This window comes from Acidovorax sp. GBBC 1281, assembly GCF_028473645.1.
Classification (GTDB): domain Bacteria; phylum Pseudomonadota; class Gammaproteobacteria; order Burkholderiales; family Burkholderiaceae_C; genus Paracidovorax.
The window spans coordinates 4,955,259-4,981,692 of the sequence record NZ_CP097269.1 but is presented as its reverse complement, the minus strand read 5'-3'; the positions used below and the strand labels follow the sequence as shown (position 1 = coordinate 4,981,692).

The window sequence follows — 26,434 nt, the reverse complement described above, 5'->3', positions numbered from 1 at the left end:
GGTCAGCGGGCGCACCGATTCCTAAGATGGCCCCTTTTGCCGCGTGCCCGATCGGAGTGCTCCATGCGATTCGTGAATTTCACCCGTTGCCTGCTCGTTGCGTTGTCGCTCGCCGCGACGGCCGGCGGGGTCTCTGCGCAGGCTTGGCCCAGCCACCCCGTGCGCGTGATCGTGCCGTTTCCGGCCAGCGGGGCCACCGATCTGGTGGCGCGCGTGGTCACGCAGCGCGTGTCGCAGGACCTGGGCCAGCAGATGGTGGTGGACAACCGGCCCGGCGCGGGCGGCACCATCGGCGCGGCCGAGGCCGCCAAGGCCCCGGCCGACGGCTACACCCTGCTGCTCACCACCAGCAGCACGCACGCGATCTCGCCCCACCTCATGCCGCGCCTGGCCTACGACCCGCGCAAGGACTTCACGCCCGTGGCCCACGTGGCGGACGCCGCCAGCGTGCTGCTGGTCACGCCCTCGCTGCCCGTCAAATCGGTGGCGGACCTGATCGCCTACGCCAAGGCGCACCCCGGCCAGCTCAACTACGCCAGCAGCGGCAACGGCACCATCGTGCACCTCAATGCCGCGGCCTTCAGCGCGCAGGCCGGCATCGAGATGACGCACGGGAGCCTCTCACAACCCCATGTTTGACGAATCCGAATAGGGAGGAGTGGGCGCCAGTAGCCGTTTGAGCGTGATGAGGCCCAGCAACGGTCTGCGCCTGGGTGCATGAGGGGCCTTGCAGGCCCGGTGGCTCAGGCTTTCACCGTTTGCAGGCGCACTTGTGCCTTGCCAGTGGCGGGCTTGAAGAAAGCATCCACGCCCCGATGCAGGAACCAGGCCAGTCGCTTCATGTTGTAGCAGGCGGCCATCATCGTCATCCCCACCGTGGCGCGCGCCTGTCCGATGGTGCGCACGAACTTGCCCCCCAGGTGGCGGATACCGGCGAACACGTGCTCCACCTTGGCTCGTTTCTTTGCGATGCGCTGGTTGCGCCCCTTCTGGCATTCGCTCTGTGGTCGGCCCGCCTGCGCACGGCGCTGCATCGCATCCACGAATCCCAGCACTTTCAGCATCTGGCACCTTTGGCGGCTCGGGTAGGCTTTGTCCGCATGCACTGCCCGCCCGGTGTTGTGCATGTCCAGCACCTCATCGAAGTGGTGCCCGTCGTGCTCGCTGGCCGTGCCCGTGGCGAGGCGGCGGATGAAGCCGTGCTTGAGGTCCACGCTCACGCTGAGCTTGTAGCCGAAGTGGCTTTTGCCGTGCTTCTTCGTGTGCGTGGCCTCCACATCCTTTTGCCTGCGTCGCGCTTGGCTCCAGTCCGGCTGCCCGCCTTGTGCCAGCGTTCGCCGCTCCTGCTGGCCGATGTGCTGTCGGGGCGCGGGCACCAGCGTGGCATCAATGGCTTGCCCGCCCCGGGCGATGTAGCCGTGGCGCTGCAGTTGGGCATCCACCCCCTGGAACAAGGCCGTTGCCCCGCCCACGCCAAGGCGCTCGCCAAAGCGCCAGATCGTTTTGCGGTCCGGCACGTTCATCGCATCCTGCAACAGGCAAAACCGCTGGTAGCTCCCCCGGTCCAGCAACTGATACTCCATCTGCTCATCGGACAGGTTGTACAGCCGCTTCAACACCAGGATGCGCACCATCACCTCGGTGGGGTAGGCGGGCCGACCGCCCCGGCGGCCACCCCCGCGTTCGATCAAGGCATCCACCAGCCGGGCCAGTTCTGCGAAGTCGATGTGCCGCGCGATCACCTGCAGCGGATCGCCCACCTCATCTCTCTTGTGTTGGCGCGAGGCCTCAGCGAACAGGTCGAACTTCAGGGCGCTACGGGGAGTGATCATGGCAAAGGATGGAGCACGCATTCTCGATCAACAAGGGACCGGATGGGTTTTGAGAGGTTCCCGCACGTTCCCTACAAGGGCACGGCCCAGTCGATCGCCGACCTGGCGACGGGCCAGGTGCATGTGCTGTTCGACTCGATTCCCACCGGCATGCCCCACGTGAAGAGCGGCCGCCTGCGGGCCCTGGCCGTGACCAGCCAGCAGCGCAGCGCGCTTGCGCCCGAGCTGCCCACGCTGGCGGAGTCCGGCCTGCCCGGTTATTCGTCGGTGACCTGGTTCGGTGTGTACGCACCGGCCGGTGCGCCGCCCGCGCTGGTGGAGCGCATCCACCAGGCCTTCGCCAAGGCCATGCAGGCCCCGGACGTCATCGCCAGCCTGGCCAAGCTGGGCGTGGAGCCGGCCCGGCCCAGCACGGCCGCGCAGTTCGCCGCCATGGTGCAGGCCGACAGCGCACGCTGGGCTGCCGTGATCCGCGAGCGCAAGATCACCCTGGAACAATGAGCCCGCCCCGAGCGCCTTTCCCAACCCAAGGAGACAAGACATGACCCAAGCGCCCCCACCGAACGCCACCGCCCTCGACTGGGGCCAGCCCTACGCCTCGCAGCGCAGCCCCGTCATGGGCCGCAACATCGTTTCCGCCTCGCAGCCCCTGGCCGCCCAGGCCGGGCTGTGCATGCTGATGGCCGGCGGCAACGCGGTGGACGCGGCCATTGCCACGGCCATGGCGCTGACGGTGGTGGAGCCCACGGGCTGCGGCATCGGCAGCGATGGCTTCGCCATCGTGTGGGATGGCAAGGAACTGCACGGCCTCAATGCCTCGGGCCGCTCGCCGGCGGCCTGGACGCCCGAATACTTCGCCCAACGCGGCGGCATTCCCGAGTCCGGCTGGAACGCCGTGACCGTGCCCGGCGCGGTCTCGGCCTGGGTTGCGCTGTCGAAGCGGCTGGGCAAGCTGCCGTTCGCGCAACTGGCGCAGCCCGCCATCGAATACGCACGCGGCGGCTTTCCCGTCTCGCCCATCATCGCCACGCAGTGGGCGCTGGGGGCGGACCGGCTGGGTGCCCAGCCGGGTTTCGCGGAGTGCTTCATGCCTGGCGGGCGGGCGCCGCGCGCGGGCGAGATCTTCCGCAGCGAAGCGCATGCCCGGACGCTGGAGCTGATCGCCGACACCGGCGGCGAGGCCTTCTACCGCGGCACGCTGGCCCGCCAGATGGCCGCCCATGCGCAGGCGAATGGCGGCGCGATGACCGAGGACGACCTCGCCGCGCACCAGGCCGACTGGGTGGGGACGGTGAGCCAGCCGTTCGGCGATGCGGTCGTCCATGAAATCCCGCCCAACGGCCAGGGCATCGCCGCGCTGATCGCGCTGGGGCTGCTCGACGCCGTGGGCATTGGCACGCGCCCCGTGGACGACGTGGAGACGGTGCATGCCAGCATCGAGGCCATGAAGCTCGCGCTGGCCGACCTGTATGAGCACAACGCCGACATCGACGCGATGCGCGTGGCGCCGCGCGACCTGCTGGACCCGGCCTACCTGCGCGAGCGTGCCCTGCGCATCGACCCGGCGCGCGCCGGCGATCCGGGCCATGGCGCGCCGCGCCGCGGCGGCACGGTGTACCTGGCGGCCGCCGATGCCTCGGGGATGATGGTGTCGTTCATCCAGTCCAACTACATGGGCTTCGGATCGGGCGTGGTGGTGCCGGGCACCGGCATCAGCCTGCAGAACCGGGGCCACGGCTTCAGCCTGGTGCCGGGCCATGCCAACGAGGTGGGCCCGCGCAAGCGCCCCTCGCACACCATCATTCCGGCGTTCGCCATGCATGCCGGCGGCACGCCGCGCATGGCTTTCGGCGTCATGGGTGGCCCCATGCAGTCGCAGGGCCACGTGCAGATGGCGCTGCGCGTGCTGCGCTACGGCCAGAACCCGCAGGCCGCCGCCGATGCGCCGCGCTGGCGGGTCACCGGCGGCCGGGGCGTGGCCGTGGAGCCGGGTTTCGATCCCGCCGTGCTGGCCGAACTGCGCGCGCGCGGTCACGAGGTCACCGTGGAGTCGGGCCACGGCGTGTTCGCCTTCGGCGGCGCCCAGCTCGTGCTGCGCGAAGGTGGCATCTACATCGCGGGCTCGGACCCGCGCAAGGATGGGCATGCCGCGGCGTTCTGATCGGCGCGTCCGGCACCCGCCATCGCCCGATGCCGCCTGCCGCTCAGGCCTTGGGGGGCCGGCGGCGGCCGGGCGGTGAGGGCTTGGCGGGCCTGGCCGGCGGGTTCAGGGAGGCCTGGTTGGCCTTCAACGAAAAGTCGCACACCTGGGCCGCCAGATCGACCATGCGCCGGATCGGCAGGCTGAAGCTGTCGGCCCGGTAGACCGCGCTGTAGACCATGGGCGGCGGCATGGGATCACTTTTGACGATGCGCAGCAGCCCCTGCCGGATGTCCTCGCGCACGTAGTCCAGGGCCAGCTGGCTGATGCCGAAGCCGCTGATGGTCAGCTCGCGCAGCACCGTCGTGCTGTTGGTGGCGAAAACCTGGTTGAAGCGAAAGCCGTGCTCTGCGCGCCAGGCGGCGTAGAAGCGGTTCTTGGAGGCGCCGGTGGACTGCTCCAGCATCGGGTAGGCCTCGAACTCGTGCGGCAGCAGCGGCCGCTTCGGGATCTTCAGGCGCGGGCTGGCCACCCACAAATCCTCGACCTGCCCGACCTTCACGGTTTCGTACTCCGCGCCCCAGAACGTGCCCGGCATGATGGCCAGGTCGATGCGGTTGGCCTCCAGTCCCTCGAACAGTTTCAGCCCCGCATCCACCACCGGCTCCAGCATCAGCGCTGGATGCTGCTCCTGCACGCGCTGGATGAACCGCGTGAGCCAGGTGAGCGCCGTCAGCTCGGTCACGCCCACCCGGAAGGTGCCGCGCAGCGGATGGTCGGCGCTCACCTCCTGCTCGATGCGAACCCGCAGGCGCTGCGATTCCTCCGCCAGCGGCACGAGTTGCCGTCCGGCATGCGTGAGTTCCAGGCCGCGCGGCGTGCGGTGCAGCAGCGGCGTGCCGCAGCTGGCCTCCAGCTCGGCCACGCGCTTGGAAATGGCGGACTGGGTGGTGTGCAGGCGCGCTGCCGCGGCACTGAAGCTGCGAAGCCGGGCGCTGAAGAAGAACGCTTCGAGTTGCCGGAAGGTGATGTTCATGCCGCGCCACTGTACGGCAGCCCCCCCGGGCAGGAAGAAATGGAATGGCCGCACCTGCCAATTACTCGTTTGTGCCGCTGCAGTGCGCGCCGGATACTGGCCCTCACCCCGGTCCGCCGGCCTTTGCGAACACCGCCCCTTCCATGCTCCACATCGCGCCCCGCCTTCACCGCATCCAGCCATCCCCCAGCTCCATGGCGGGCCAGCGCGCCCGCGCCCTGCGGGCGCAGGGGCGGGACATTCTTGGCCTGACGGCGGGCGAGCCCGACTTCGATACGCCCGATCACATCCGGGAGGCCGCCGTCCGCGCCATGGCCGCGGGCCAGACGCGCTACACCGACGTGGGCGGCACGCCGGCGCTGCGCGAGGCGATCGCGCACAAGTTCCGAACCGAGAACGGGCTGGACTACGGCGTGAACGAGATCATCGTAGGCACGGGCGCCAAGCAGGTGATCTTCAACGCCCTCATGTGCACGGTGGCCGAGGGCGACGAGGTCATCGTGCCCGCACCCTATTGGGTGTCCTACCCCGACGTGGTGCGGCTGGCGGGCGGCGTGCCCGTGTTCGTGGAGGGACCCGAGGCGCTCGGCTTCAAGCTGCAGCCGGCCGACCTGGAGCGGGCCATCACGCCCAGGACGCGCTGGCTGGTCCTCAACTCGCCCAACAACCCGAGCGGCGCCACGTACTGCGCCGCCGAACTGGCCGCGCTGGCCGACGTGCTGGAACGGCACCCGCATGTCTGGGTGTTGACGGACGACATCTACGAGCACCTCATCTACGACGGCGCCGCCTTCGCCACCATCGCCCAGGTGGCCCCCGCGCTGAAAGCCCGCACCCTCACCGTCAACGGCGTGTCCAAGGCCTATGCTATGACCGGCTGGCGCATCGGGTACGGGGCCGGGCCGGCGCAACTCATCCAGGCCATGGTCAAGCTGCAGTCCCAAAGCACCTCGGGCGCCAACGCCATCGCGCAGGCCGCAGCGGTGGCGGCGCTGACGGGCCCGCAGGATTTCGTGGCGCAGAGCCGGCGCATCTTCCAGGAGCGCCGCGATACCGTGCTGCAGGCGCTGAACGCCATCGATGGCCTGCACTGCCACCGGCCGCAGGGCGCCTTCTACCTGTTCGCCTCCTGCAGCGCGTTGTGGGGCCTGCGCACGCCCCAGGGCACGCTCATCCGCAGCAGCGACGACTGGATCCTGCACCTGCTGGAGTCCGAAAACCTCGCCGCGCTGCAGGGCAGCGCGTACGGGGTCGGCACGCATTTCCGCATCTCGTTCGCCGCCGGCACCGACGAGCTGCTGGAAGGATGCCGGCGCATCGCCCGCGCCCGTGCATCGCTGGTCGCCTGATGCCTCGGCCACTGCGTCTCCCGCTCCGCCCCGTCCCGTCCCACCACGCCCCGTTCCAAGGATCGCCATGAACCGCCTGTCGCTTCGCCCCTTCCTCGCCCTCGTCTCGGTACTCGGAGTGGCCGCCGCGCTGCAGGCCACGGCCGCGCGGGCCGCGGACCCGTTTCCCTCCAAGCCGGTGCGCATCGTCGTCGGCTTCTCGCCGGGCGGCTCCAACGACATCGTCGCGCGGCTGATCGCCCCCAAGCTGGCCGACGCCCTGGGCCAGCCGGTCGTGATCGACAACCGGCCGGGCGCGGGCGGCAACATCGCCGCCTCGGCGGTGCTGTCGGCCCCGCCCGACGGGACCACGCTGCTGATGTGCACCACGGGCACGCTGTCGATCCAGCCGCACCTGATCAAGTCGCTGCCCTTCAATCCCGAGACGGATCTGCTGCCCGTCACGCAGATCGCCAACGCGCCTTACCTGCTGCTGGTGAATGCCGCGCTGCCGGTCAAGACCGTGGGCGAACTGGTCCAGTACGCCCGGCAAAGGCCCGGCGAGCTCAATTTCGCGTCGTCCGGCAACGGCACGGGTGGCCACCTAGCCGGCGAAATGCTCAAGTCGCGCGCAGGCATCGACATCGTGCACATCGCCTACAAGGGCACCGGCAGCGCCATGGCCGACGTGCTGTCGGGCCAGGTGTCGATGATCTTCGACCAACCGGTCAGCTCGATGCCGAACGTGCGCTCGGGCAAGCTGCGGCTGCTGGCCGTGGCCAGCGCCCGGCGGCTGCCCGGCTTTCCCGACGTGCCGACCGTGTCGGAGACGGGTGTGCCGAATTTCGACCCGGTGACCTGGACGGGCCTGTGCGCCGCCAAGGGCACGCCACCCGCGGCCATCGCGCGCGTGCAGCAGGAAGTGGCCAAGGTGCTGGCCATGCCCGAGATCGCCCAGCGCCTGGTGCAGGACGGCCTGGAGCCCGTCGGCAGCACGCCACGGCAGTTCCGGGAATTCCTGGTGGCGGACAAGCAGAAATGGGGCCGCGTGATCCAGGACGCCGGCGTCAAGCTCGACTGAGCACCCGCGGCGTCACGCCTCGGCCCGACCTCCGTTCCGAAGTCACGGGGAAGGCAGGGGCTACCGCGTCTCGCGCACGGTGAGCCAGGCACTGGCGGCCCCGCTGAGCACGATGGCCGCGATGCCCGCCAGCGACCAGGCGTCCGGCACATGGCGGAACAGCAGCCAGCCGGCGAGCATCGCGAAGCCGATCTGGCTGTAGAGGAACGGCGCGATCGTCACCGGCGTCGTGCGCGCATAGGCCTTGAGCAGCAGCATGTGCCCCACGGCGCTCGACAGTCCCATGGCGAACATGCCGGCCCACAGCCACGGGTCCGCGATGGCGGTCCAGGCGAACGGCACGCCCACCGACACCAGCGCCGCGGCCAGCCAGCCGGTGTAGAGCTGCGTGGTGGCAGGGCTCTCGTGCCCGGCCATCTTGCTGCTGATGACCTGGTAGCCTGTGCCGGTGGCCAGCAGGCACAGCGGCCAGAGCATGGCCCAGGTGAACGCCTCGCCCCCCGGGCGGATGATGGCCAGCGTGCCCGCCAGCCCCAGGACCACCAGCGCCCAGCGCGGCGCGCTCACCCGCTGGTGCAACCACAGCGCCGCCACCACCGTCACGCACAGCGGCGTGGCCGCCACGATGGCGGTGAACTCGGCCAGCGGCAGGTGCTGGATGCTGATGAAGCCGAAGAGGCTCGTGGCGGCGAACAGCACCGCGCGCAGCGCCTGGAACCGCGGCTGCGTGGTGCGCAGCACGGCCACGCCTTCGCGCTGCAGCACGAACACCGTGGTCAGCAGCGCCTGGAACAGGTAGCGCAGCCACAGCGCCATGAAGAGCGGCACGGCGGCGCTGACCCATTTGGTGGTGGCGTCCAGCACCGCGAAGCACGCGCAGGCGCCCACGGTGAGGCCGATGCCCGCCACCGCGGCGCCGCGGCTGCGCAGGGCGTGCAGCGGCGGCGGGGACGGCGTCTCGGAGCGGTTCGTCACGGCGCGCGGGCGGCCCGCGTTCAGTGCGCCGGCTGCGGGCGCTGCAACAGCATGGCGTCGCCGTAGCTGAAGAACCGGTACCCCTGCGCGATGGCGTGGCGGTACAGGCCCATCACATGCTCGTAGCCCGCGAAGGCGCTCACCAGCATCATCAGCGTGCTCTTGGGCAGGTGGAAATTGGTGACCAGCACGTCCACGACCCGGAAGCCGAAGCCGGGCGTGATGAAGATCCGCGTGTCGCCCGTGGCCTGGCCGCTCAGGGCCCACGATTCGAGCGTGCGCACGGTCGTCGTGCCCACCGCCACCACGCGGCCCCCGCGCTGGCGGCAGCGCTCCAGCGCGGCCAGCGTGGCCAGGGGCACCTCGTACCACTCGCCGTGCATCTGGTGCTCGGCCAGGTTCTCGGTCTTGACGGGCTGGAACGTGCCGGCGCCCACGTGCAGTGTGACGCTGGCGCGCTCCACGCCGCGGGCCTCCAGGTCGGCCAGCACACCCGCATCGAAGTGCAGCGCCGCCGTGGGGGCTGCCACCGCACCGGGGGCCCGGGCGAAGACGGTCTGGTAGCGCTGTGCGTCCTCGGCGGCATCGGGGTCGTCGCCGCCCTCCTGGTGCCGCTCGATGTAGGGCGGCAGCGGCAGATGGCCGTGCCGCTCCATCAGGTCGTAGGGCGTCTCACCCGCGGGGCCCTGCAGCGCGAAGCGAAACAGCGGGCCGTCGTCCTCGGGCCAGCGCGACAGCAGCGTGGCGTCGAAGCCGCCACCGGCCAACCCGCCCGCCAGGTGCACCACGGCGCCGGGCAGGGGCTTCTTGCTCACCTTCATGTGCGCCACCACCTCGTTGCCGGTCAGCACGCGCTCGATCAGCAGTTCCAGCTTGCCGCCGCTGGCCTTCTCGCCGAACACGCGGGCCTTGACCACGCGCGTGTCGTTGAACACCAGCAGGTCGCCCGCGCGCAGCAGCCCGGGCAGGTCGCGAAAGACCCGGTCGGCCGGCTCGGTGCTGCGGCCGTCGAGCAGGCGCGAGGCACTGCGTTCGGGGGCGGGGTGTTGGGCAATGAGCTGCGGGGGCAGCGTGAAGTCGAAATCGCTGAGCGTGAAGGTGCGGGGGCTGGCAGGCATGGGGGCTTGAGGGCCGGACGGGCCCGTTCCAAGGAAAGAACGACCAAAAACAGCGGGCGATTGTCCCATGGGCCCCTGGGGCGGTGCTGGGCGCGGCTGCGCCCGCCCCTAGCGGGCCGAAGGGCCGCTGGCTCCGGCCGGCGCCAACTGCTGGCGCAGGAACGCGATCACCTCGCGGTGGAACGCTGCATGGAAGGCGCTGCGGTCGAAGCCGGGCGCATCGCGGCAAAGGGCGGGCAGCCGCTCGGCCAGGGAGGCGGGGCAGGGCGCGAGGAACGCGAAATGTCCGGCCTGGGGCACCCCGTGCCATTCGGGCGCAGCCGGCAGCGCGCGGCGCAGGGCCTCGACGCTGCCTGGCGTGACGCCATCGCCGCCCAGCGCGGAGGCCCACAGCTGCACGGGGGCCTTCACGGCCTGCAGTGTCTCGGGGGTGAAGAAGTTCAGCGGGTCGGCGATCACCGCGGCGCGGATGCGCGGGTCCGGCGCGGGCACCGCGGGCCAGGAGCGGTTGCGGATCTCGGTGCACAGCGGGATGGGCGAGCCGGCCGGGCACAGCTCGGGGCGCTGGGTGAAGTCCGGCACCGCGCCCAGGGCCACGAGCCCGGTGGTGCCGCCGCGGGAGAACCCGAAGAAGCCGATGCGCCCGGGGTCCAGCTCCGCGTGGCCGGGCCAGGCGCCCAACAGGTAATCGGTGAGCCGCCGCATGTCGGCCGGTCGCGTGGCGAAGGCGGAAAGCTGGCCCTGGCGGCTCAGGTCCTGCGCGTTGTCGCCCGGGTGGCTGATGGCCGCGACAGCAAAGCCCGCATCGGCCAGCGCCGCGGCCGTGTCGTGGTGGCTGAAGGCGGTGCCGCCCGAGCCGTGCGAGACGATGACCAGCGGCAGCGGTGCGCCCTGCACGGGGCAGTTGCGCACCGCCTCCAGGGTGAGCGGGCCGATGCCGACGGGCCCCGGCGGTGTGGCGCAGGGCGTCCAGACCGCGCCGCGCAATGCCGGGCCCTGGGCATCGGCAGGCACCTCGATCATGCGCAGGCCCGCCGCCTGGGTCACCCCGGCGGCCAGGGCCAGCAGCGGCAGGACCAGCCGGCGGGGCAGGGAGACGGCATGCGCCACGATGGCGGCGACGGCGCGAGCCGCGCGTGCGCGGCGGGGCTCGGGAGCTAAAGGAGAGGTCATGGCGGGGCAGTGTGCCACCGCCACGCCGGCCGGCCTGCCAACGCCTTCTCGGCGCCGATGCGGCCCGGCTCAGACCACGCGCAGCGAGAGGTCCGGCAGGCCGTCGATGTGCGCCACCATGAGGTCCCCGCGCACCACGGCGCCCACGTTCTCGGGCGTGCCGCTGTAAATCAGATCGCCGGCCTTGAGCTCGAACGCCTGCGACAGGTTGCTGATCTGCTCGGCCACGCTCCAGATCATCTGCGCCAGGTCGGCGCTCTGCTTGACCGTGCCGTTCACCGACAGCGTGATGGCGCCCCTGGGAAAGTGGCCGGTCTGCGCCGCGCGGTGGATCGGGCCGATGGGGGCCGACAGGTCGAAGCTCTTGCCGATCTCCCAGGGCTTCCTCTGGTCCTTCATGTCGCCTTGCAGGTCGCGCCGCGTCATGTCCAGGCCCACGGCATAGCCGTACACGTGCTGCAGCGCCTGCTCCGGCGCGATGTTGCGCCCGCCGCTGTGCAGGGCGGCCACCAGCTCCACCTCGTAGTGGTAGTTGCGGGTGAGGGCGGGGTATGGGTGGTCCACCGTGGTGCCCGGCGGCACGAACTGCACCGCGTCGTTGGGCTTTTGGAAGAAGAACGGCGCCTCGCGCGTGGGGTCGGACCCCATCTCGCGCGCATGGGCCGCGTAGTTGCGGCCGATGCAGTAGATGCGGTGCACCGGAAAGACTTCGCGGCTGCCGGCGATGGGCACGGCCGGCACGCTCAGCAAAAACGGCGCGGGTTGGGACGGAGTGGCGGTCACGCTGGCGCAGCCTGCGGCCAGGGCGCCGCCCACGGTGGCGGAAGAGGTCATCAAAAGGTCTCGGCGGTTCAGGTCCATGAAAGCGTCTCCGTTGTTTTGGTCAACGGAAAGCTTAAGGTTCGCCGCCGCGGCGCACCCGGACGATTCAGCGCAAGACTTGGACGGAACCGGGCACCGCCACGGCCGTGCCCTGCAGTTCGCGTAGCCGCTGCGCGCGCCAGGCGCTGGGGCTCAGGCCGTGCCACTGCCGAAAGCGCCGGGCGAAATACGCCTCGTCGGCAAAGCCGCAGCGCCGTGCGATCTCGCCGATGCGCTCGCCCGTGGCCAGCAGCAGTTCCTGCGCCAGGGCGAGCCGGCGTTCGGTCAGCAACTCGGTGAAGGTCTTGCCGGTTTCCTTCTTGATGAGGTGGGCCAGGTAGTTGGGGGACAGGCAGGCGGCCTCGGCCGCGTCGGCCAGCGTGGGGTCGCCGGCCAGTTCGCCGCGCAGGTAGCGCAGCAGCCGGGCCATGGCCGCGCGGCGGCTGCCGCGCTGCGCCTGGGCCGCGGCCAGCGCGCGCAACTCGCCTTCCCAGCGCTGGCAGGTCAGCGCCAGCAGCTGCAGCAGGCCACCGCGGATGCACGCCAGCGAGGCCAGGCGCCGCGCCGCGTTCTCGCGCTGCAGGGTGTCCAGCAGCGCCTGCACGGCCTCGAAGCCGCTTTCGTCGAAGGTGAAGTCCAGGTGCTCCTGGAACTGGAACGGCGCCAGCTCCGGCGCCAGGGCCAGCGGCACGTCTTCCAGATCGAGCGGGTCCACGGCCAGGCCGGGCCACAGGAAGCGCTGGCTGAAGTTCACCACCAGCCAGCGCGTGCCCGGCGGGTGCGGCACGAAGTGCATGCGGTGCGGCAGCACGAAGCTCAGGGTGCGCGCGGTGAACGGCCGGGCCACGCCGCCGATGTGGTGCTGCGTGTGGCCTTCCAGGTTCACCTGGATCTGGAAATACTCGTGTTTGTGCGGCTGCGTGAGCGGCGTGCGGCCGCTCTGGTCGCGGATGTCGAAATCGAGGTGGCTGGAGCGCTCCACCATCGCGTAGGTGCGCACGGCACCCGCGGGATCGTTGCTGGCGCGCGGCGGCGGCATGCGGGCGGCCGGTGTCGCGTCAGGGCCGGGGCGTCACCGCGGCACCGACGGCATGCCGGTCCACAGCTCGTTCAGGTCCGGAAAGCGCCATTTCTCGGGGTCTTCGCGGGCCACGATCTTCTCCGGGCAGCCGGGCTGGGCCAGGTCGACGATCTCGGGCGGAATGCGCAGGTCGGACTTGGTGGAGAAGAACACCTTCACGCGCGGCGACACCAGCGAGGCGGCCTGCTCCATCACCACGCCGATGCGCCCCGAGGTCAGCCGCACGAGCGAGCCCACGGGGTAGATGCCGATGCTCTTCACGAAGGCCTGGAACAGGCGGGGGTCGAAGTGCCCGTTGGTCCACTCGGCCATGCGCCGCAGCGATTCGGCCGGGTCCCAGCCGCGCTTGTAGGGCCGGTCGGAGGTGACGGCGTCGTACACGTCGCAGATCGATGCCATGCGCGCGGTCAGGCTGATCTGCTCGGCCGGCAGGCGGTGCGGGTAGCCCGAGCCGTCCATCTTCTCGTGGTGGTGCAGGCAGGCGTCCAGCACCTCGTCCTCCACGCCGCCGCCGCACTCCAGCAGCATGCGGTAGCCGTGCTCGGAATGGCTGCGCACGATGTCGAATTCCTCGTCGGTGAGCTTGCCGGGCTTGTTCAGCACCACCAGCGGGATCGCCGCCTTGCCGATGTCGTGCATCAGCCCGGCCAGGCCCGAGGTGCGGATGCGCGCGGCGTCCAGGCCGATCTGGCGCCCCAGGGCCACCATCAGCGCGCACACCGCCACCGAATGCATGTAGGTGTAGTCGTCCGCCGTCTTCAGCCGCGCCAGGCTGATGAGGGCTGACGGGTGGCGGGTGATCGAATCGGAGATTTCCTGTACCAAGCTGCGCGCATCGCTGGAATCCACCGCGCGGCCCATGCGGGCCTCGTGGAACATCGAGGACACGGCCTGGCGGGCGTGGTGGCAGATCGACGCCGCGTGGCCCAGCTCCTCGGCCATGCTGGTCGGTGCCAGCGAGCGCACGCGCTGGGACGCGGCGGGCGGCGGGGCGGGCGGGATCTTCAGGTCCGGCATCTCCTGCAGCTGGCTGAAGTCGGTATCGAGGCGGGCTTCGGCCTCTTCGGGCGAGGTGGTGGCCACATCGGAGGCCACGTCCAGCCCCTTGGAAACGTCGATCCAGACCTCGGCGATGGTGGTGCCGTGGATGCGTGCCAGGTCCTCGGGGTCCTGGAGCACGAAGCCGGTGCGCCAGAACGGGTGGTCCATCCAGGAGCCACAGAACTGGTGCAGGTACATGCCCAGGGCAAGATGTTGGACGCTGATTCGCTTGAGCATGGGACCAGTGGATAACGCGGGTGCGTCCGCAAAAAACGCCGAACGACGGCGCTGGCATGTTAGCCTTTTCTGCCCATGCCGGTTTCCTCTTGTTGCGCTTTGCCTGCGCCCGCTCCCCCTTCCCATGACCGACCGTAGCGCCGCCGCCACTGCCGCCGCCGGTTCCGCAGGCGCGCCCGGGCGTGCGGGCGCCCCGGGCACCCCCGGGGCCCGGCCCGCCCCCAGCCCCGCCCAGAAGGCCCTGCGCAAGCTGGGGCTGGTGCGCGACATCGACCTGGCCCTGCACCTGCCCCTGCGCTACGAGGACGAAACCCGCATCACCCCCCTGCGCAACGCCCGGGACGGCGACACCGTGCAGATCGAGGCCACCGTCGTCTCCAGCGAGGTGCAGCTGCGCCCCCGCCGCCAGCTGCTGGTGCAGGTGGACGACGGCACCGGCACGTGCGAACTGCGGTTCTTCAGCTTCTACCCCTCCCACCAGAAGACCCTGGCCGTGGGCGCGCGCCTGCGCATCCGGGGCGAGGTCAAGGGCGGCTTCTGGGGCCGGCAGATGCTGCACCCGGCCTTTCGCACGGCCAGCGGCGACCTGCCGGCCGCGCTCACCCCGGTCTACCCGACCGTGGCGCAACTGCCCCAGGCCTACCTGCGCCGCGCCATCGTGAGCGCCCTGCAGCGCGTGGAGCTGTCCGAGACGCTGCCGCCCGGCGTGGAGCCGCCGGTGGGCCGCGTGCCCGGCCAAAACGGCCTGGCGCCGGGGTGGAACCTGCGGCAGGCGCTCACTTTTTTGCACCACCCGGCGCCCGACGTGGCCATCGCCACCCTGGAGGACCACAGCCACCCCGCCTGGCAGCGGCTCAAGGCCGAGGAACTGCTGGCCCAGCAGCTGTCCCAGCAGCAGTCCAAGCGCGAACGGGCCCGGCTGCGCGCGCCGGTGCTGCAGGCGCCGCCGCCCGGCGACGGCGGCCTGACGCTGGCCGAACAGCTGCTGGCCGTGCTGCCCTTCGGCCTCACGGGCGCCCAGCGGCGCGTGGGCGAGGAAATCGCCCGGGATCTGGGCCGCTCCGTGCCCATGCACCGCCTGCTGCAGGGCGACGTGGGCTCGGGCAAGACCGTGGTGGCCGCCCTGGCCGCCGCCGTGTGCATCGACGCCGGCTGGCAGTGCGCGCTGATGGCCCCCACCGAAATCCTGGCCGAGCAGCACTTCGCCAAGCTCGTCGGCTGGCTGGAGCCCCTGCTGGCCGCGCGCGGCCAGCGCGTGGCCTGGCTCGTCGGCGGGCAAAAGAAGAAAGAGCGCGCCGCCATGCTGGCCCTGGTGGAGAGCGGCGAGGCCGCGCTGGTGGTCGGCACCCATGCCGTGATTCAGGAGCAGGTGCGCTTTCGGTGCCTGGCCCTGGCGGTGATCGACGAGCAGCACCGGTTCGGCGTGGCGCAGCGCCTGGCGCTGCGGCAAAAGCTCGAAGGGCAGGGCATGGAGCCCCACATGCTCATGATGAGCGCCACGCCCATCCCGCGCACCCTGGCCATGAGCTACTACGCCGACCTGGACGTCTCCACCATCGACGAGCTGCCCCCCGGGCGCACCCCCATCGTCACCAAGCTCATCGCGGACAGCCGCAAGGACGAGGTCATCGAGCGCATCGCCGCCCAGGTCGCCTCGGGCCGGCAGGTGTACTGGGTGTGCCCGCTGATCGAGGAAAGCGAGGCGCTGGACCTGTCCAACGCCACCGCCACCCATGCCGAGCTGAGCGAGGCCCTGCAGGGCGGCATCGCGGCAGGCCAGGCGCCCGTGCAGGTGGGCCTGCTGCACTCGCGCATGCCCAGCGCCGAGAAGAAGGCCGTCATGGCGCTCTTCACCAGCGGCGCCATGGGCGTGCTGGTCAGCACCACCGTGATCGAGGTGGGCGTGGACGTGCCCAATGCCTCGCTCATGGTCATCGAGCATTCCGAGCGGTTCGGCCTGTCGCAGCTGCACCAGTTGCGCGGGCGTGTGGGGCGGGGCGCGGCAGCATCGGCCTGCGTGCTGCTGTATTCCACCAACGACAGCGGCCGGCTGGGCGAGACCGCCCGCGAACGCCTCAAGGCCATGGCCGAAACCAACGACGGCTTCGAGATTGCCCGGCGCGACCTGGACATCCGCGGCCCGGGCGAATTCCTGGGCGCCCGCCAGTCCGGCGCGCCGCTGCTGCGCTTTGCCGATCTGGCCACCGACACCGTGCTGCTGGAGTGGGCGAGGGAACTGGCGCCGCACATGCTCGACCGGTTTCCCGCCCTGGCTGAGCGGCATGTAATACGGTGGCTGGGCGGGAAGTCGGATTATCTGAAGGCGTGAAGACAAAAGGTCTGTCGCATTTTCAGCGCAAGTCGCGGTTAATGTAACTCCATGTATCTCGATGTTCGAGTTTCTGCGCAGTCGATAAAATGCGTAACTCAACATCAAATGGGAGAGGGATTCATGAGGGTTGTATGGGCCGCCTGCATCGCATTGCAGGCCATGGGTTATTGGGGCGTGGCAGAGGCAGGGGGGATCGACAGAAGCAAGCCGTTTGGGTACGGCATCGAGTCCACGGGAGGGCCGGACATGCGCTACACGGTGCTGTCCGGCACGGTGGCAGGCGTGTGCGGTGCATTGCCCGATGGGCCGCATCGGTTCTGCGCGCAGTCCATCTGGGGGCGCAACCGGTGCCAACTGCTGCCTTCGCTGGGTGCCCCGTGCGAGGGCGAAGATGGACTGGGCGACAGCATCGCGCCCATCTGCAACCGTCCCAAGAACGAGCACCCCGAATACCTCTACAACCCGGCGGGCTGGACCGAAAGCCGGCCCAAATACGACATCGCCACCGACAAATTCTCCTGTGTCTGCCGGAATGCGGAACGCGGGGATGTCCGCGACTCGGAAATCAGCGGCTGGTGCGGCCCCAAGCAATTGATCGACCCCGATCCGCCACCACCGCCCCCGCCGCCACCCCCACCGCCGCCGCCACCTCCCCCACCCCCGCCGCCCCTGCCGCCGCCACCACCCCCAGTGCCGCCGCCCGGCGACGGCTACCGGAGTGTCTCCGTGTTCCCTGGCGGGCAGGACGGCATGTGCGTGGGCGACCCCGTCATTCCCGCCACCGGAGAGAACTTCCAGGAGATCGTGGACCACCAGGACCCGTGGGGCGGCAGCCTGGACTTCGTGCGCATCTACCGCAGCCACTGGGCGCTGGACTCCGCCCGCGCCAGCCGGGGCTTCGGCCGCCAGTGGGGGCACAACCACGCCATCAGCCTGCGGGTGTCCGAAGGCGTTGCGACCGTCATCTTCGGCAACGGCGAGGAGCGGGGCTTTCAGCGCGCGGGCGACCAGCAGGACTGGGTGGGCGATCAGCGCAGCGACACGCTGGCCCAGGCCGATGGCCTGTGGCGCTTTCGGAACGCCAGCGACGACACCGTGCTCACCTTCGACAGCGCGGGCAAGCTCCTGAGCCGCAAGGCGCGCAACGGCTGGGTCACCACCTACGGGTACACCTACGGGCGCCTGACCACCATCACCAACGCCTTCGGCAAGACCCTCACCCTCGTCTGGGGCGATCGGCTGATCGAACAGATCATCACGCCGGACTACCAAACCACCACCTACCGTTACAGCTACCAGGACGGCGTGGGCGACCGGCTGGTGTCGTCCCGCCTGCAGGACCAGTACCAGAAGACCTACCTGTACGAAGACACCGGCAACCCGTTCCTGCTGACCGCCATCGTCGATGAGAACGGCAGCCGTTTCGCCCAGTTCAGCTACGACGCGCTGGGCCGCACGCTCAAGGCCGCGCATGCGGGCGACGCCCTGGCGCACCAGTTCGACTACACCGACATCGCCTCGGGCCAGGTCGGCGTGAAGGACCCGCTAGGCCAGACCCGCCGGTACGGCTACACCGTGCAGAACAAGGCGCTGGCCGTCACCAGTGCCTCGTCGGCGCCGGGGCTGGCCTACCGCCCGGTCAACCGCCGGGTGCAGAACGCCGCCGGCCTCGTCACGGCGGAGGTGGACTTCGCTGGCCGCCAGACTACCTACGAATGGGACAACGACCGCCAACTGCCCCTGCTGGCCACCCACGCCAAGGGCACCGCGCAGGAGCGCCGGGTCGCCACGCAGTGGCACCCCACCTACCGCCTGCCGGTCAAGGTCACCGATGGCCACCGCGTCACCGAATACACCTACGACGCGGACGGCAACGTCCTCACCGAGCGGGTGTACGACGCCAGCCTGCCCGACGGCGCAGCCCGTGCCGCCGTCCGCCGATGGGAATACCAGGGCGGCCTGGTCACCGCCGAAATCGATGCCCTGGGCGTGCGGCGCGAAAACACGTACCACAGCAACACGCCCTTGGTGTTCGAATCCACCGACCCGTTCGGGCGGCGCACCAACCACAGCTACAGCGATGGCCGACTGGTGGGCAAGCTCCTGCCCAACGGCCTGGAAATCCAGTACGCCTATGGCAACAACCCCTGGAACCTGCTCGGCAACGTCTCGGTCCTCGGAATGCAATGGACCCACCAGTACAACGCCATCGGCAAGCGGTCCCGAACGACGCAGCCGGACGGCTACCAGATCGACTACGCCTACGACAGCGCGCACCGGCTGGCCTCGTGGAAGGACAACCGGGGCGCCTCGGGCAGCTATGGGTACGACCTGTTCAACAACGTCATCCTGCAGGAAGTCAAAGACGCCGCGGGCCAGACCGTGTGGCGCCAGGAGCGGGGTATCAACGCCGCCAACCAGCTGGAAACCGTCAAGGCCGGCAGCCAGGTGGACCGCTACGCCTACGGCCCCAACGGCGAGCGCCTCGTCGCCGAGAACGCCCTGGGCCAGCGCTATCGGTACGCCACCGACCCCCTGGGCCGCGTCGCGGAAATCACCGACCCCCTGGGCAAGGTCGCCTCGCTGTCCTACGACGGGCTGGGCGCGGTGCAGGGCGCCAAGGACTTCGCGGGCGTGGCCACTACCTATGCCAACGACATCCGGGGCAACGCCACGCGGGAGACCTCGGCCGACAGCGGCGCGGCCAACGTGCAATACGACGCGCTGGGGCGCCCCACGCAGTTGAGCGATGCGCTGGGCCGCACCACCGGGCTCACGCGGGACGCGGCGGGGCGCTTGACGCGCATCCTTTTCAAGGACGGCAAGCAGAGCGTGTGGCGGTACGACCTCACCGGCGCCAGCTACAACGCCCCCGGCACGCCGCAGGCCAGCATCGGGTCCTTGAGCGAGATCCAGGACGCGGGCGTCACCACGCGCTGGCAGCGCGACCCGCTGGGCCGGGTCACCGCCCGCACCCAGGTGCTGGCCAACGGCGACAGCCGCACCCTGGCCCAGGCCTATGTGCCGGCGGGGCCGGAAGGCGCCCGCAATGGCGGAGCCGGGCAGATCGCCACCCTCACCTACGCGAGCGGCAAGAAGCTGCAGTACCAGTACGACGCCACGGGCCAGCTCACCGGGCTGCAATGGAACGGTCAGCCGCTGCTCACCGCCATCACCTGGAACCCGCTGGGCCAGCCCATCGGCTGGAAGTGGCCGGCCTTCGGACCCGCGCCCGGCCTGGCCGAGCAGCGCAGCTACACCCTGGCGGGCCAGTTGTCCGCCAGCCGGCTGCTGCCGCAACTGGCCTGGGACAGCGCCGGGCGCCTGGCGCAGGTGCAGCAGCGGCACGCCCTGCGCGGCGCCACGGGGGCGCAGCAGGCCGTGATCACCAGCGCCAACACCTACGACGCCACGGGCCGGCTCACCGCCAGTGCCCACAGCGCGCCGGCCGGCCTCACGCTACCCACGGGCAGCGCGTTGAGCGACACCCTGGGCGCCAACGCCAGCGGCTACGCATGGGACGCCAACGGCAACCGAAGCCAGAGCCACTACAGCAGCGCCACGGCGGCGGGCACGGCCACGCTCAAGCGCAATTACGTCGCCGTCAGCGGCAGCAACCGGCTGCAGAACTACACGCAGACGTTCCAGCCCGCCAGCGGCAGTGCGCAAACCAGCACCGTGGCCTACAGCCATGACGCCACCGGCTCGCTCACCAGGAAGGGCGACAACTACCTGCACTACGGCAGCGACGGCCGCATCGCCAAGGCCGGCCTGAACGCCGACCCGGCCAACACCCTGGCCGTGAGCTACACGTACAACGCCCTGGGACAGCGCGTGTTCAAGAGCGATGCGCGGCTGTCGGGGGCGAACAACCCGGCCATCACCCAGCAGACCGTCTATGCCGAAGACGGCATCGGCAGCACCGTGCTGGGCCAGTACGGCAACCGCAGGAGCAGCAACAGCGCCGCGCCGGCCGGGGAGATGGACAGCACGGAGGTCATCTACCTGCCCACTGCCAGCGGGCCGATGCCGGTGGCGGCGCAGATCAATGGGCGGCTGTATGCCATCGATGCGGACCATCTGAACACGCCCCGGCGCCTGACCAACACGCAGGGCCAGGTGGTGTGGCAATGGCTGATCACGGGGTTCGGAGAGGCCAACCCGACGACCGGGGCGACGGGCTACGCGCAGAGCGGGCAGGGCGCGACGAACTACAGCGAAGCGGTGAAGTTCGACCTGCGGTATCCGGGGCAGGTGTGGGATGAGGAGACGGGACTGGCGTACAACCTGAACCGGTACTACGACCGGGAGGGAGGGCGGTACATCCAGGCCGATCCGATTGGGCTGGATGGGGGGTGGAATCGGTTCCTGTATGTGGATGCTGACCCGCTGTCTTATGTTGATCCGGACGGACTGGTCAGAAGAATCCGTGATCCTTTGGATCTGATGCCCCTTGAGGGCAACGGTGGCGGAATAGGTGGTGGAGGCCGGATGACAACTCCGAAATTACCATCTACATCCCGTGGTAGTAAATTTTGTGAATCCCCCAGTGAAAGCCCCATTTGGAATGGCATGAATAATTATCGAAATAATATTCGTACCAATGGAGAGACTGGCAAAAATAAACAATATTACCAATGGGACCATACTCACGGTGATATTGAGGTTTACAACCGATCTGGAGGCCATTTGGGTTCAATGAATCCTATAAGTGGTGAAATGCACAAGCCTGCCGTTGCTGGGCGACTTCTTAAGGGGTTATAAAATGATAAAGAATTTTCAACACTGTTGTGAGAGCATGAAAAGTCATGTGCTTTCGGGTGATTTGAGTTTGGAGTTTGTTCCGAAATTTAGGGAGTATGGAATTTTATATGGGAATGGAGGAAGTTATCAGCTAATGACGTTTTGCCCGTGGTGCGGAAAAAAATTACCGACTTCTTTGCGAGATGTTTGGTTTGAAACTATTGAGCAGATGGGATTAGAGCCGGAAGATGATATTCCAAAGGAAATGCAGTCTGAAGTTTGGTGGCTAAATGGTAACTATGAGCCTCCAAGATAACTGGGGCGCCAGGCTACGCGCAGAGCGGGCAGGGCGCGGCGAACTACAGCGAAGCGGTGAAGTTCGACCTGCGGTATCCGGGGCAGGTGTGGGATGAGGAGACGGGACTGGCGTACAACCTGAATCGGTACTACGACCGGGAGGGAGGGCGGTACATCCAGGCCGATCCGATTGGGTTGGATGGGGGGTGGAATCGGTTTTGATATGTGAATAGCAATCCGCTGAGATGGAGTGACCCAAAGGGCTTAGCAATTCCGGCAGCGGTAATTGCATGTATGAGCAATCCACTATGTGCGGCTGCTGCAGGTGGGGCTGCTATTACTACTGCAAATGCTTGCAAGCAAACTTGGGATTATTTATCCAGAAATTGGATGAATTCAGAGAGTGCAGGTGATGGAGACAAAGATCCGAGTACACCTACTGGCCAGAGAGGTGGTCCGATAGATGTGAAGCCAGGTACCAATCGGCCGACAAATATCGGAGGTCGAGATTACACCGGGCATGCACTAGACCGAATGCAAGGTCGCGGTGTTCCCCCCTCAGCGGTAGAGGATGCCATTCAGAATGGGGGGAGCGTCGTCAGGAAATCAACCTGGAACGACAGTGCACACGGGCCCCAACGGTGTGGTTGTTGTTAACGGTGGAAATGGGCAGGTAATTACAGTTATCCCTAGGTAATGAGGTTGCAATGGACGATTTTTTCTCTCGTCAAGCCTTCGTGCTGCGGCAAACCATCAATGAATATCGTGATGGAATACTTGATTTAAACTCACTTATTCATCGGATTGAGGGGGTTGGGAGTGTTTTTGAAAATGAATTATGGCGAAATGCGGTTTTTCCCGTCATTTTATCCATGGAGCAGATAAACGCAGCGGCAATTAATGGTGGCAATGATTTGACCGAAGCAGACAAGGCTTCTATTGAAGAGTCGCTCATTGGTTTTGAGGGGCTGATTAAGGACTTTGAAAATAAGTAACTGCTGCTTATTTCTCAAGCCTTGCGTGGGAGATCTCATGCGAGCCGATGCAACACCCTGACATCCAACCCTGGCCGTTGTACGTCTTGATTGCTATATATTTAATAGCATCATGACCATGATTTACTAGGGCGTAAGGCCTGTTTGACCTGATGTCAGGCCTCACATCAAACGGGAGGAGGTTCATGAGGGTCGTCTGGGCCGTCTTCATCGCATTGCAGGCCCTGGGCAATGTGGCCTCGCTGTCCTACGAAGTCCTGGGCGCCGTGCAGGGTGCCCAGGACTTCGCCGGCGTGGCCACCACGTATGCCAACGACATCCGGGGCAACGTTACGCGGGAGAGCTCGGCCGGACCCGCGCCCGGCCTGACCGAGCAGCGCAGCTACACCCTGGCGGGCCAGTTGTCCGCCAGCCGGCTGCTGCCGCAACTGGCCTGGGACAGCGCCGGGCGCCTGGCGCAGGTGCAGCAGCGGCACGCCCTGCGCGGCGCCACGGGGGCGCAGCAGGCCGTGATCACCAGCGCCAACACCTACGACGCCACGGGCCGGCTCACCGCCAGTGCCCACAGCGCGCCGGCCGGCCTCACGCTACCCACGGGCAGCGCGTTGAGCGACACCCTGGGCGCCAACGCCAGCGGCTACGCATGGGACGCCAACGGCAACCGAAGCCAGAGCCACTACAGCAGCGCCACGGCGGCGGGCACGGCCACGCTCAAGCGCAATTACGTCGCCGTCAGCGGCAGCAACCGGCTGCAGAACTACACGCAGACGTTCCAGCCCGCCAGCGGCAGTGCGCAAACCAGCACCGTGGCCTACAGCCATGACGCCACCGGCTCGCTCACCAGGAAGGGCGACAACTACCTGCACTACGGCAGCGACGGCCGCATCGCCAAGGCCGGCCTGAACGCCGACCCGGCCAACACCCTGGCCGTGAGCTACACGTACAACGCCCTGGGACAGCGCGTGTTCAAGAGCGATGCGCGGCTGTCGGGGGCGAACAACCCGGCCATCACCCAGCAGACCGTCTATGCCGAAGACGGCATCGGCAGCACCGTGCTGGGCCAGTACGGCAACCGCAGGAGCAGCAACAGCGCCGCGCCGGCCGGGGAGATGGACAGCACGGAGGTCATCTACCTGCCCACTGCCAGCGGGCCGATGCCGGTGGCGGCGCAGATCAATGGGCGGCTGTATGCCATCGATGCGGACCATCTGAACACGCCCCGGCGCCTGACCAACACGCAGGGCCAGGTGGTGTGGCAATGGCTCATCACGGGGTTTGGAGAAGCCAACCCGACGACCGGCGCCACGGGCTATGCACAGAGTGGGCAAGGCAGCGCCAACTATTCAGAGGCGGTGAAGTTCGACCTGCGGTATCCGGGGCAGGTGTGGGACGAAGAGACAGGACTGGCGTACAACCTGAATCGGTACTACGACCGGGAGGGAGGGCGGTACATCCAGGCCGATCCGATTGGGCTGGAGGGGGGATGGAATCGATATCTCTACGTAGAGGGGTCGCCGACGAATCTCGTCGATCCCTCTGGCTTGGCGAGCGTCATGCCGGGCGGAGGGCTGGCAGATTCTCCGTTGCTGGACAACGGGTCAAGTTGCTCGCCGATGTTTCAGCAGCCGCGTGTGGATGATGGGGGGTGTATTGCTACGAGTGGCGGGCCGAGTATTTGCATTGGCCCAGGGTCTATAAAGTCAGTAGGGAATTTGAGTAAAGAGGTATTAAAGGGTATCGGTTCTTTAGAAAAGCAAATTGCGCAACATGAAAAGAAGTTGCTAGAGTTTATGAATAATCCAACCGTTCGTCCTGGGATGGAGAATCAGCCTCTTGAGGTAATTAGGAGGCAGCAAATGATACGCATGGAGCACTTGCGAACTGAGATTAATACCTTTCGGAACAATATCGAAAAGTTGCGAAATGGAGGTTTTTGATGGGCTCTTCTAATATTTATTTTAAAGATATTTGTCAACCCTTGTCCTTTAGTGATATGGCGGGGAAATTCGCCGCACTTCTAGATGCCGGAGATTTGGAGTGGCAAGATGTTTTTTGGTTGAAGCAAACAGTACGCGATTTGTTGAATGCTGGTTGCAATTACTTTGTTTGCTATGGTGAAAGTTCTGAAATCATTCATGATTTAATCGATGAGGTAGTGGAGGGTTGTGGTTTTTTAGATGTAAGTACCACTTACCATAATGATGAATCAAAATCGGATGTGGCAAGCTTTTTTAAATTGGTGGCGATGCAAGACATGAGTAAAGGCTTGATCTTTGTTCACAACCTTAAAGATTGGCGTTCAGTCGTCAATTAATGGCATCGGGAGCACCGTGCTGGGCCAGTACGGCAACCGCAGGAGTGGCAACAGCGCAGCGCCGGCTGGGGAGATGGACAGCACGGAGGTCATCTACCTGCCCACGGCCAGCGGGCCGATGCCGGTGGCGGCGCAGATCAATGGGCGGCTGTATGCCATCGATGCGGACCATCTGAACACGCCCCGGCGCCTGACCAACACGCAGGGCCAGGTGGTGTGGCAATGGCTGATCACGGGGTTCGGAGAGGCCAATCCGACGACCGGCGCCACGGGCTACGCGCAGAGCGGGCAAGGCAACGCCAACTATTCAGAGGCGGTGAAGTTCGACCTGCGGTATCTGGGGCAGGTGTGGGATGAAGAGACGGGACTGGCGTACAACCTGAACCGGTACTACGACCGGGAGGGAGGGCGGTATATCCAGGCTGATCCGATTGGGCTGGATGGGGGGTGGAACCGGTTCTTGTATGTGGGAGGAAATCCGGCCTCTTATACCGACCCGACAGGCGAGTTCGCAATCGCCATTCCGTTCATTCCAGCGATCATCACTGGGACAGATATTGCTATCGGAACGGGTTTAGGTGCGCTGAGCTATGGGTTGGATCGCATGTTTGCGAAACCGCCTAAGAATGCATATGACCCAAATGGACCTAAGGCGCCTGGTAAACCCAGTGATGCCGAAGGCTTCAAAGATCCTAAGGGGGGTGAAAGCTGGGTTCGTAATCCAAATGGACGCGGCTACGGTTGGCAAGGATCTGATGGCGGTGTGTGGTGCCCTACGGGACCAGACTCTGGTTCCACAGGCGATGCTCATGGTGGCCCCCATTGGGATGTGCAGTATCCAGGCGGCCGGTATGACAATGTTTATCCTGGCGGTCACCGTCGATAGGGGGCGACATGATTTTGCAAATAGCGTTGGGCAGTTTTTACTCGCGAGGCGATGAGCGGCGCCTGTTTCAGGGGTTGGAGGAAATAACCGCAATACGCAGCGTTAAGGGTGTGGGACGGGATTTGTTGATTGATGTCAGCATTGCTGCGCTTAATAAAGAGGCAATGCGTGAATTAGTCGCGCTACTTTGGCGTTATGAAATACCACTTGCTCCTTTGCGTGCGTTTGCGGAGAAAAAGAAATTCGAATGGCTTAATGACTCGCAAGGCTATTGGTACAGTGCAATGTTTAAAGAAGGAAGCAATCGGCGACAAGTTTAGTTACGGACTAATTGCGGTTTTAGGAGCTGCCGTCACTGGTGGCCTCACACCTTCGGCAATTAGTTTGGTTGGCTCTGCATCCGCGCCTTTATTTTGTGCAGCGCCTGAAACTATCGCCGTTTCTCGTTGGGGTCGCAAAGGCTTGAAGCGGGGGATTGGGTGATGAAGGGTGGCGTTAATCGTTGAAATTACGCGCGATCTTTTAAATGGGAAAAAACCCCATGGAATCAGTTCGCACCATATTCAACCGGAACCAGTTATCAAATTCCAGGCACTTCCCTGGCAACCCCAACTGGCTGGGAAGCATTTAAAGCGATATTTGGACAACGGATTTACAAGCCATGATTGTGGGAGCGCTGTTTATCCTTCTGGGAACCTCTCAAAACCCATCCGGTCCCTTGTTGATCGAGAATGCGTGCTCCATCCTTTGCCATGATCACTCCCCGTAGCGCCCTGAAGTTCGACCTGTTCGCTGAGGCCTCGCGCCAACACAAGAGAGATGAGGTGGGCGATCCGCTGCAGGTGATCGCGCGGCACATCGACTTCGCAGAACTGGCCCGGCTGGTGGGGGAGCCTCTCACAACCCCATGTTTGACGAATCCGAATAGGGAGGAGTGGGCGCCAGTAGCCGTTTGAGCGTGATG

The 26,434-nt window shown here is 66.9% G+C and carries 21 protein-coding genes and 2 pseudogenes; 15 read left to right on the top strand and 8 right to left on the bottom strand.

The genetic code is table 11. The features are described from left to right. Nucleotides 1-63: 63 nt before the first annotated feature. Nucleotides 64-612 (top strand): annotated as a pseudogene (locus tag M5C96_RS23310) (Bug family tripartite tricarboxylate transporter substrate binding protein); the annotation flags it as partial. 131 nt (nucleotides 613-743) lie between these two features. Here M5C96_RS23310 and M5C96_RS23305 read toward each other — a convergent pair. Next, nucleotides 744-1,829: an IS5 family transposase gene (locus M5C96_RS23305; RefSeq protein WP_272569558.1), complete on the bottom strand. Its 1,086-nt coding sequence runs from the start codon at nucleotides 1,827-1,829 to the stop codon at nucleotides 744-746. Between the two features lie 66 nt (nucleotides 1,830-1,895). Between M5C96_RS23305 and M5C96_RS23300 the strand changes: the two are divergent. Then, nucleotides 1,896-2,333 (top strand): annotated as a pseudogene (locus tag M5C96_RS23300) (tripartite tricarboxylate transporter substrate-binding protein); the annotation flags it as partial. Between the two features lie 40 nt (nucleotides 2,334-2,373). Beyond that, complete coding sequence (locus tag M5C96_RS23295; RefSeq protein ID WP_272565575.1) at nucleotides 2,374-3,993, top strand: gamma-glutamyltransferase family protein; 1,620 nt, start codon at nucleotides 2,374-2,376, stop codon at nucleotides 3,991-3,993. A gap of 43 nt (nucleotides 3,994-4,036) precedes the next feature. Here M5C96_RS23295 and M5C96_RS23290 read toward each other — a convergent pair whose 3' ends face one another. After that, complete coding sequence (locus M5C96_RS23290) at nucleotides 4,037-5,008, bottom strand: LysR family transcriptional regulator (protein ID WP_272565574.1); 972 nt, start codon at nucleotides 5,006-5,008, stop codon at nucleotides 4,037-4,039. A gap of 143 nt (nucleotides 5,009-5,151) precedes the next feature. Between M5C96_RS23290 and M5C96_RS23285 the strand changes: the two genes are divergently transcribed. After that, the gene (locus tag M5C96_RS23285; RefSeq protein ID WP_272565573.1) at nucleotides 5,152-6,357 is read left to right on the top strand and encodes a pyridoxal phosphate-dependent aminotransferase; all 1,206 of its coding nucleotides are present in this window, start codon (nucleotides 5,152-5,154) and stop codon (nucleotides 6,355-6,357) included. A gap of 67 nt (nucleotides 6,358-6,424) precedes the next feature. Beyond that, complete coding sequence (locus M5C96_RS23280) at nucleotides 6,425-7,417, top strand: Bug family tripartite tricarboxylate transporter substrate binding protein (protein ID WP_272565572.1); 993 nt, start codon at nucleotides 6,425-6,427, stop codon at nucleotides 7,415-7,417. Between the two features lie 60 nt (nucleotides 7,418-7,477). On the opposite strand, the gene M5C96_RS23275 is transcribed toward M5C96_RS23280, so the two are convergent. The 6 genes from M5C96_RS23275 to M5C96_RS23250 form a co-directional block, all read right to left on the bottom strand. Continuing rightward, the gene (locus M5C96_RS23275) at nucleotides 7,478-8,356 is read right to left on the bottom strand and encodes a DMT family transporter (protein ID WP_442867407.1); all 879 of its coding nucleotides are present in this window, start codon (nucleotides 8,354-8,356) and stop codon (nucleotides 7,478-7,480) included. A 56-nt stretch (nucleotides 8,357-8,412) separates the two neighbouring features. Then, complete coding sequence (queA, locus tag M5C96_RS23270; protein WP_272565568.1) at nucleotides 8,413-9,510, bottom strand: tRNA preQ1(34) S-adenosylmethionine ribosyltransferase-isomerase QueA; 1,098 nt, start codon at nucleotides 9,508-9,510, stop codon at nucleotides 8,413-8,415. A 108-nt stretch (nucleotides 9,511-9,618) separates the two neighbouring features. After that, entirely contained in the window at nucleotides 9,619-10,602 is a 984-nt protein-coding gene (locus M5C96_RS23265) for an alpha/beta hydrolase family protein (RefSeq protein WP_272569830.1), read from the bottom strand. Between the two features lie 150 nt (nucleotides 10,603-10,752). Continuing rightward, entirely contained in the window at nucleotides 10,753-11,517 is a 765-nt protein-coding gene (locus tag M5C96_RS23260) for a fumarylacetoacetate hydrolase family protein (protein ID WP_442867338.1), read from the bottom strand. A 94-nt stretch (nucleotides 11,518-11,611) separates the two neighbouring features. Further along, the gene (locus M5C96_RS23255) at nucleotides 11,612-12,583 is read right to left on the bottom strand and encodes an AraC family transcriptional regulator (protein WP_272565565.1); all 972 of its coding nucleotides are present in this window, start codon (nucleotides 12,581-12,583) and stop codon (nucleotides 11,612-11,614) included. 33 nt (nucleotides 12,584-12,616) lie between these two features. Beyond that, on the bottom strand, nucleotides 12,617-13,903 hold the full coding sequence (locus tag M5C96_RS23250; RefSeq protein ID WP_272565564.1) for an HD-GYP domain-containing protein: 1,287 nt from the start codon (nucleotides 13,901-13,903) through the stop codon (nucleotides 12,617-12,619). A 124-nt stretch (nucleotides 13,904-14,027) separates the two neighbouring features. On the opposite strand from M5C96_RS23250, the gene recG reads away from it, so the two are divergent. The 10 genes from recG to M5C96_RS26945 all read left to right on the top strand — a co-directional run bounded on the left by recG (nucleotide 14,028) and on the right by M5C96_RS26945 (nucleotide 26,426). Continuing rightward, on the top strand, nucleotides 14,028-16,232 hold the full coding sequence (gene recG, locus M5C96_RS23245; RefSeq protein WP_272565562.1) for an ATP-dependent DNA helicase RecG: 2,205 nt from the start codon (nucleotides 14,028-14,030) through the stop codon (nucleotides 16,230-16,232). Between the two features lie 123 nt (nucleotides 16,233-16,355). Beyond that, nucleotides 16,356-20,999 (top strand): RHS repeat-associated core domain-containing protein, encoded by a 4,644-nt coding sequence (locus M5C96_RS23240; protein ID WP_272565561.1) that lies wholly within the window; start codon nucleotides 16,356-16,358, stop codon nucleotides 20,997-20,999. A 34-nt stretch (nucleotides 21,000-21,033) separates the two neighbouring features. Beyond that, on the top strand, nucleotides 21,034-21,294 hold the full coding sequence (locus M5C96_RS23235) for a DUF6980 family protein (RefSeq protein WP_272565560.1): 261 nt from the start codon (nucleotides 21,034-21,036) through the stop codon (nucleotides 21,292-21,294). Nucleotides 21,295-21,350: 56 nt separating this feature from the next. Next, nucleotides 21,351-21,497 (top strand): RHS repeat-associated core domain-containing protein, encoded by a 147-nt coding sequence (locus tag M5C96_RS23230; protein WP_284428166.1) that lies wholly within the window; start codon nucleotides 21,351-21,353, stop codon nucleotides 21,495-21,497. 485 nt (nucleotides 21,498-21,982) lie between these two features. Then, nucleotides 21,983-22,270 (top strand): hypothetical protein, encoded by a 288-nt coding sequence (locus M5C96_RS23225; RefSeq protein ID WP_272565559.1) that lies wholly within the window; start codon nucleotides 21,983-21,985, stop codon nucleotides 22,268-22,270. A 185-nt stretch (nucleotides 22,271-22,455) separates the two neighbouring features. After that, the gene (locus M5C96_RS23220) at nucleotides 22,456-24,207 is read left to right on the top strand and encodes an RHS repeat-associated core domain-containing protein (RefSeq protein WP_272565558.1); all 1,752 of its coding nucleotides are present in this window, start codon (nucleotides 22,456-22,458) and stop codon (nucleotides 24,205-24,207) included. After that, nucleotides 24,207-24,584, top strand: a complete 378-nt coding sequence (locus M5C96_RS23215; RefSeq protein WP_272565556.1) for a DUF7684 family protein — start codon at nucleotides 24,207-24,209, stop codon at nucleotides 24,582-24,584. The genes M5C96_RS23220 and M5C96_RS23215 overlap by 1 nt, the downstream gene beginning before the upstream one ends. Before the next feature lie 73 nt (nucleotides 24,585-24,657). Continuing rightward, complete coding sequence (locus tag M5C96_RS23210; RefSeq protein WP_272565554.1) at nucleotides 24,658-25,470, top strand: RHS repeat-associated core domain-containing protein; 813 nt, start codon at nucleotides 24,658-24,660, stop codon at nucleotides 25,468-25,470. Between the two features lie 8 nt (nucleotides 25,471-25,478). Next, a complete protein-coding gene (locus tag M5C96_RS23205) occupies nucleotides 25,479-25,790 on the top strand; it encodes a hypothetical protein (RefSeq protein WP_272565553.1) in 312 nt (103 codons plus the stop codon). Nucleotides 25,791-26,222: 432 nt separating this feature from the next. Further along, the gene (locus M5C96_RS26945; protein ID WP_442867337.1) at nucleotides 26,223-26,426 is read left to right on the top strand and encodes a hypothetical protein; all 204 of its coding nucleotides are present in this window, start codon (nucleotides 26,223-26,225) and stop codon (nucleotides 26,424-26,426) included. Nucleotides 26,427-26,434: the final 8 nt, after the last annotated feature.

Coding starts and splice junctions, on each gene's coding strand:
- M5C96_RS23295 (WP_272565575.1), top strand. CDS start 2,374: ATGACCCAAGCGCCCCCACCGAACGCCACCGCCCTCGACTGGGGCCAG.
- M5C96_RS23290 (WP_272565574.1), bottom strand. CDS start 5,008: ATGAACATCACCTTCCGGCAACTCGAAGCGTTCTTCTTCAGCGCCCGG.
- M5C96_RS23285 (WP_272565573.1), top strand. CDS start 5,152: ATGCTCCACATCGCGCCCCGCCTTCACCGCATCCAGCCATCCCCCAGC.
- M5C96_RS23280 (WP_272565572.1), top strand. CDS start 6,425: ATGAACCGCCTGTCGCTTCGCCCCTTCCTCGCCCTCGTCTCGGTACTC.
- queA (WP_272565568.1), bottom strand. CDS start 9,510: ATGCCTGCCAGCCCCCGCACCTTCACGCTCAGCGATTTCGACTTCACG.
- M5C96_RS23260 (WP_442867338.1), bottom strand. CDS start 11,517: ATGACCTCTTCCGCCACCGTGGGCGGCGCCCTGGCCGCAGGCTGCGCC.
- M5C96_RS23255 (WP_272565565.1), bottom strand. CDS start 12,583: ATGCCGCCGCCGCGCGCCAGCAACGATCCCGCGGGTGCCGTGCGCACC.
- M5C96_RS23250 (WP_272565564.1), bottom strand. CDS start 13,903: ATGCTCAAGCGAATCAGCGTCCAACATCTTGCCCTGGGCATGTACCTG.
- recG (WP_272565562.1), top strand. CDS start 14,028: ATGACCGACCGTAGCGCCGCCGCCACTGCCGCCGCCGGTTCCGCAGGC.
- M5C96_RS23240 (WP_272565561.1), top strand. CDS start 16,356: ATGAGGGTTGTATGGGCCGCCTGCATCGCATTGCAGGCCATGGGTTAT.
- M5C96_RS23235 (WP_272565560.1), top strand. CDS start 21,034: ATGAAAAGTCATGTGCTTTCGGGTGATTTGAGTTTGGAGTTTGTTCCG.
- M5C96_RS23225 (WP_272565559.1), top strand. CDS start 21,983: ATGGACGATTTTTTCTCTCGTCAAGCCTTCGTGCTGCGGCAAACCATC.
- M5C96_RS23220 (WP_272565558.1), top strand. CDS start 22,456: ATGAGGGTCGTCTGGGCCGTCTTCATCGCATTGCAGGCCCTGGGCAAT.
- M5C96_RS23215 (WP_272565556.1), top strand. CDS start 24,207: ATGGGCTCTTCTAATATTTATTTTAAAGATATTTGTCAACCCTTGTCC.
- M5C96_RS23210 (WP_272565554.1), top strand. CDS start 24,658: ATGGACAGCACGGAGGTCATCTACCTGCCCACGGCCAGCGGGCCGATG.
- M5C96_RS23205 (WP_272565553.1), top strand. CDS start 25,479: ATGATTTTGCAAATAGCGTTGGGCAGTTTTTACTCGCGAGGCGATGAG.
- M5C96_RS26945 (WP_442867337.1), top strand. CDS start 26,223: ATGATCACTCCCCGTAGCGCCCTGAAGTTCGACCTGTTCGCTGAGGCC.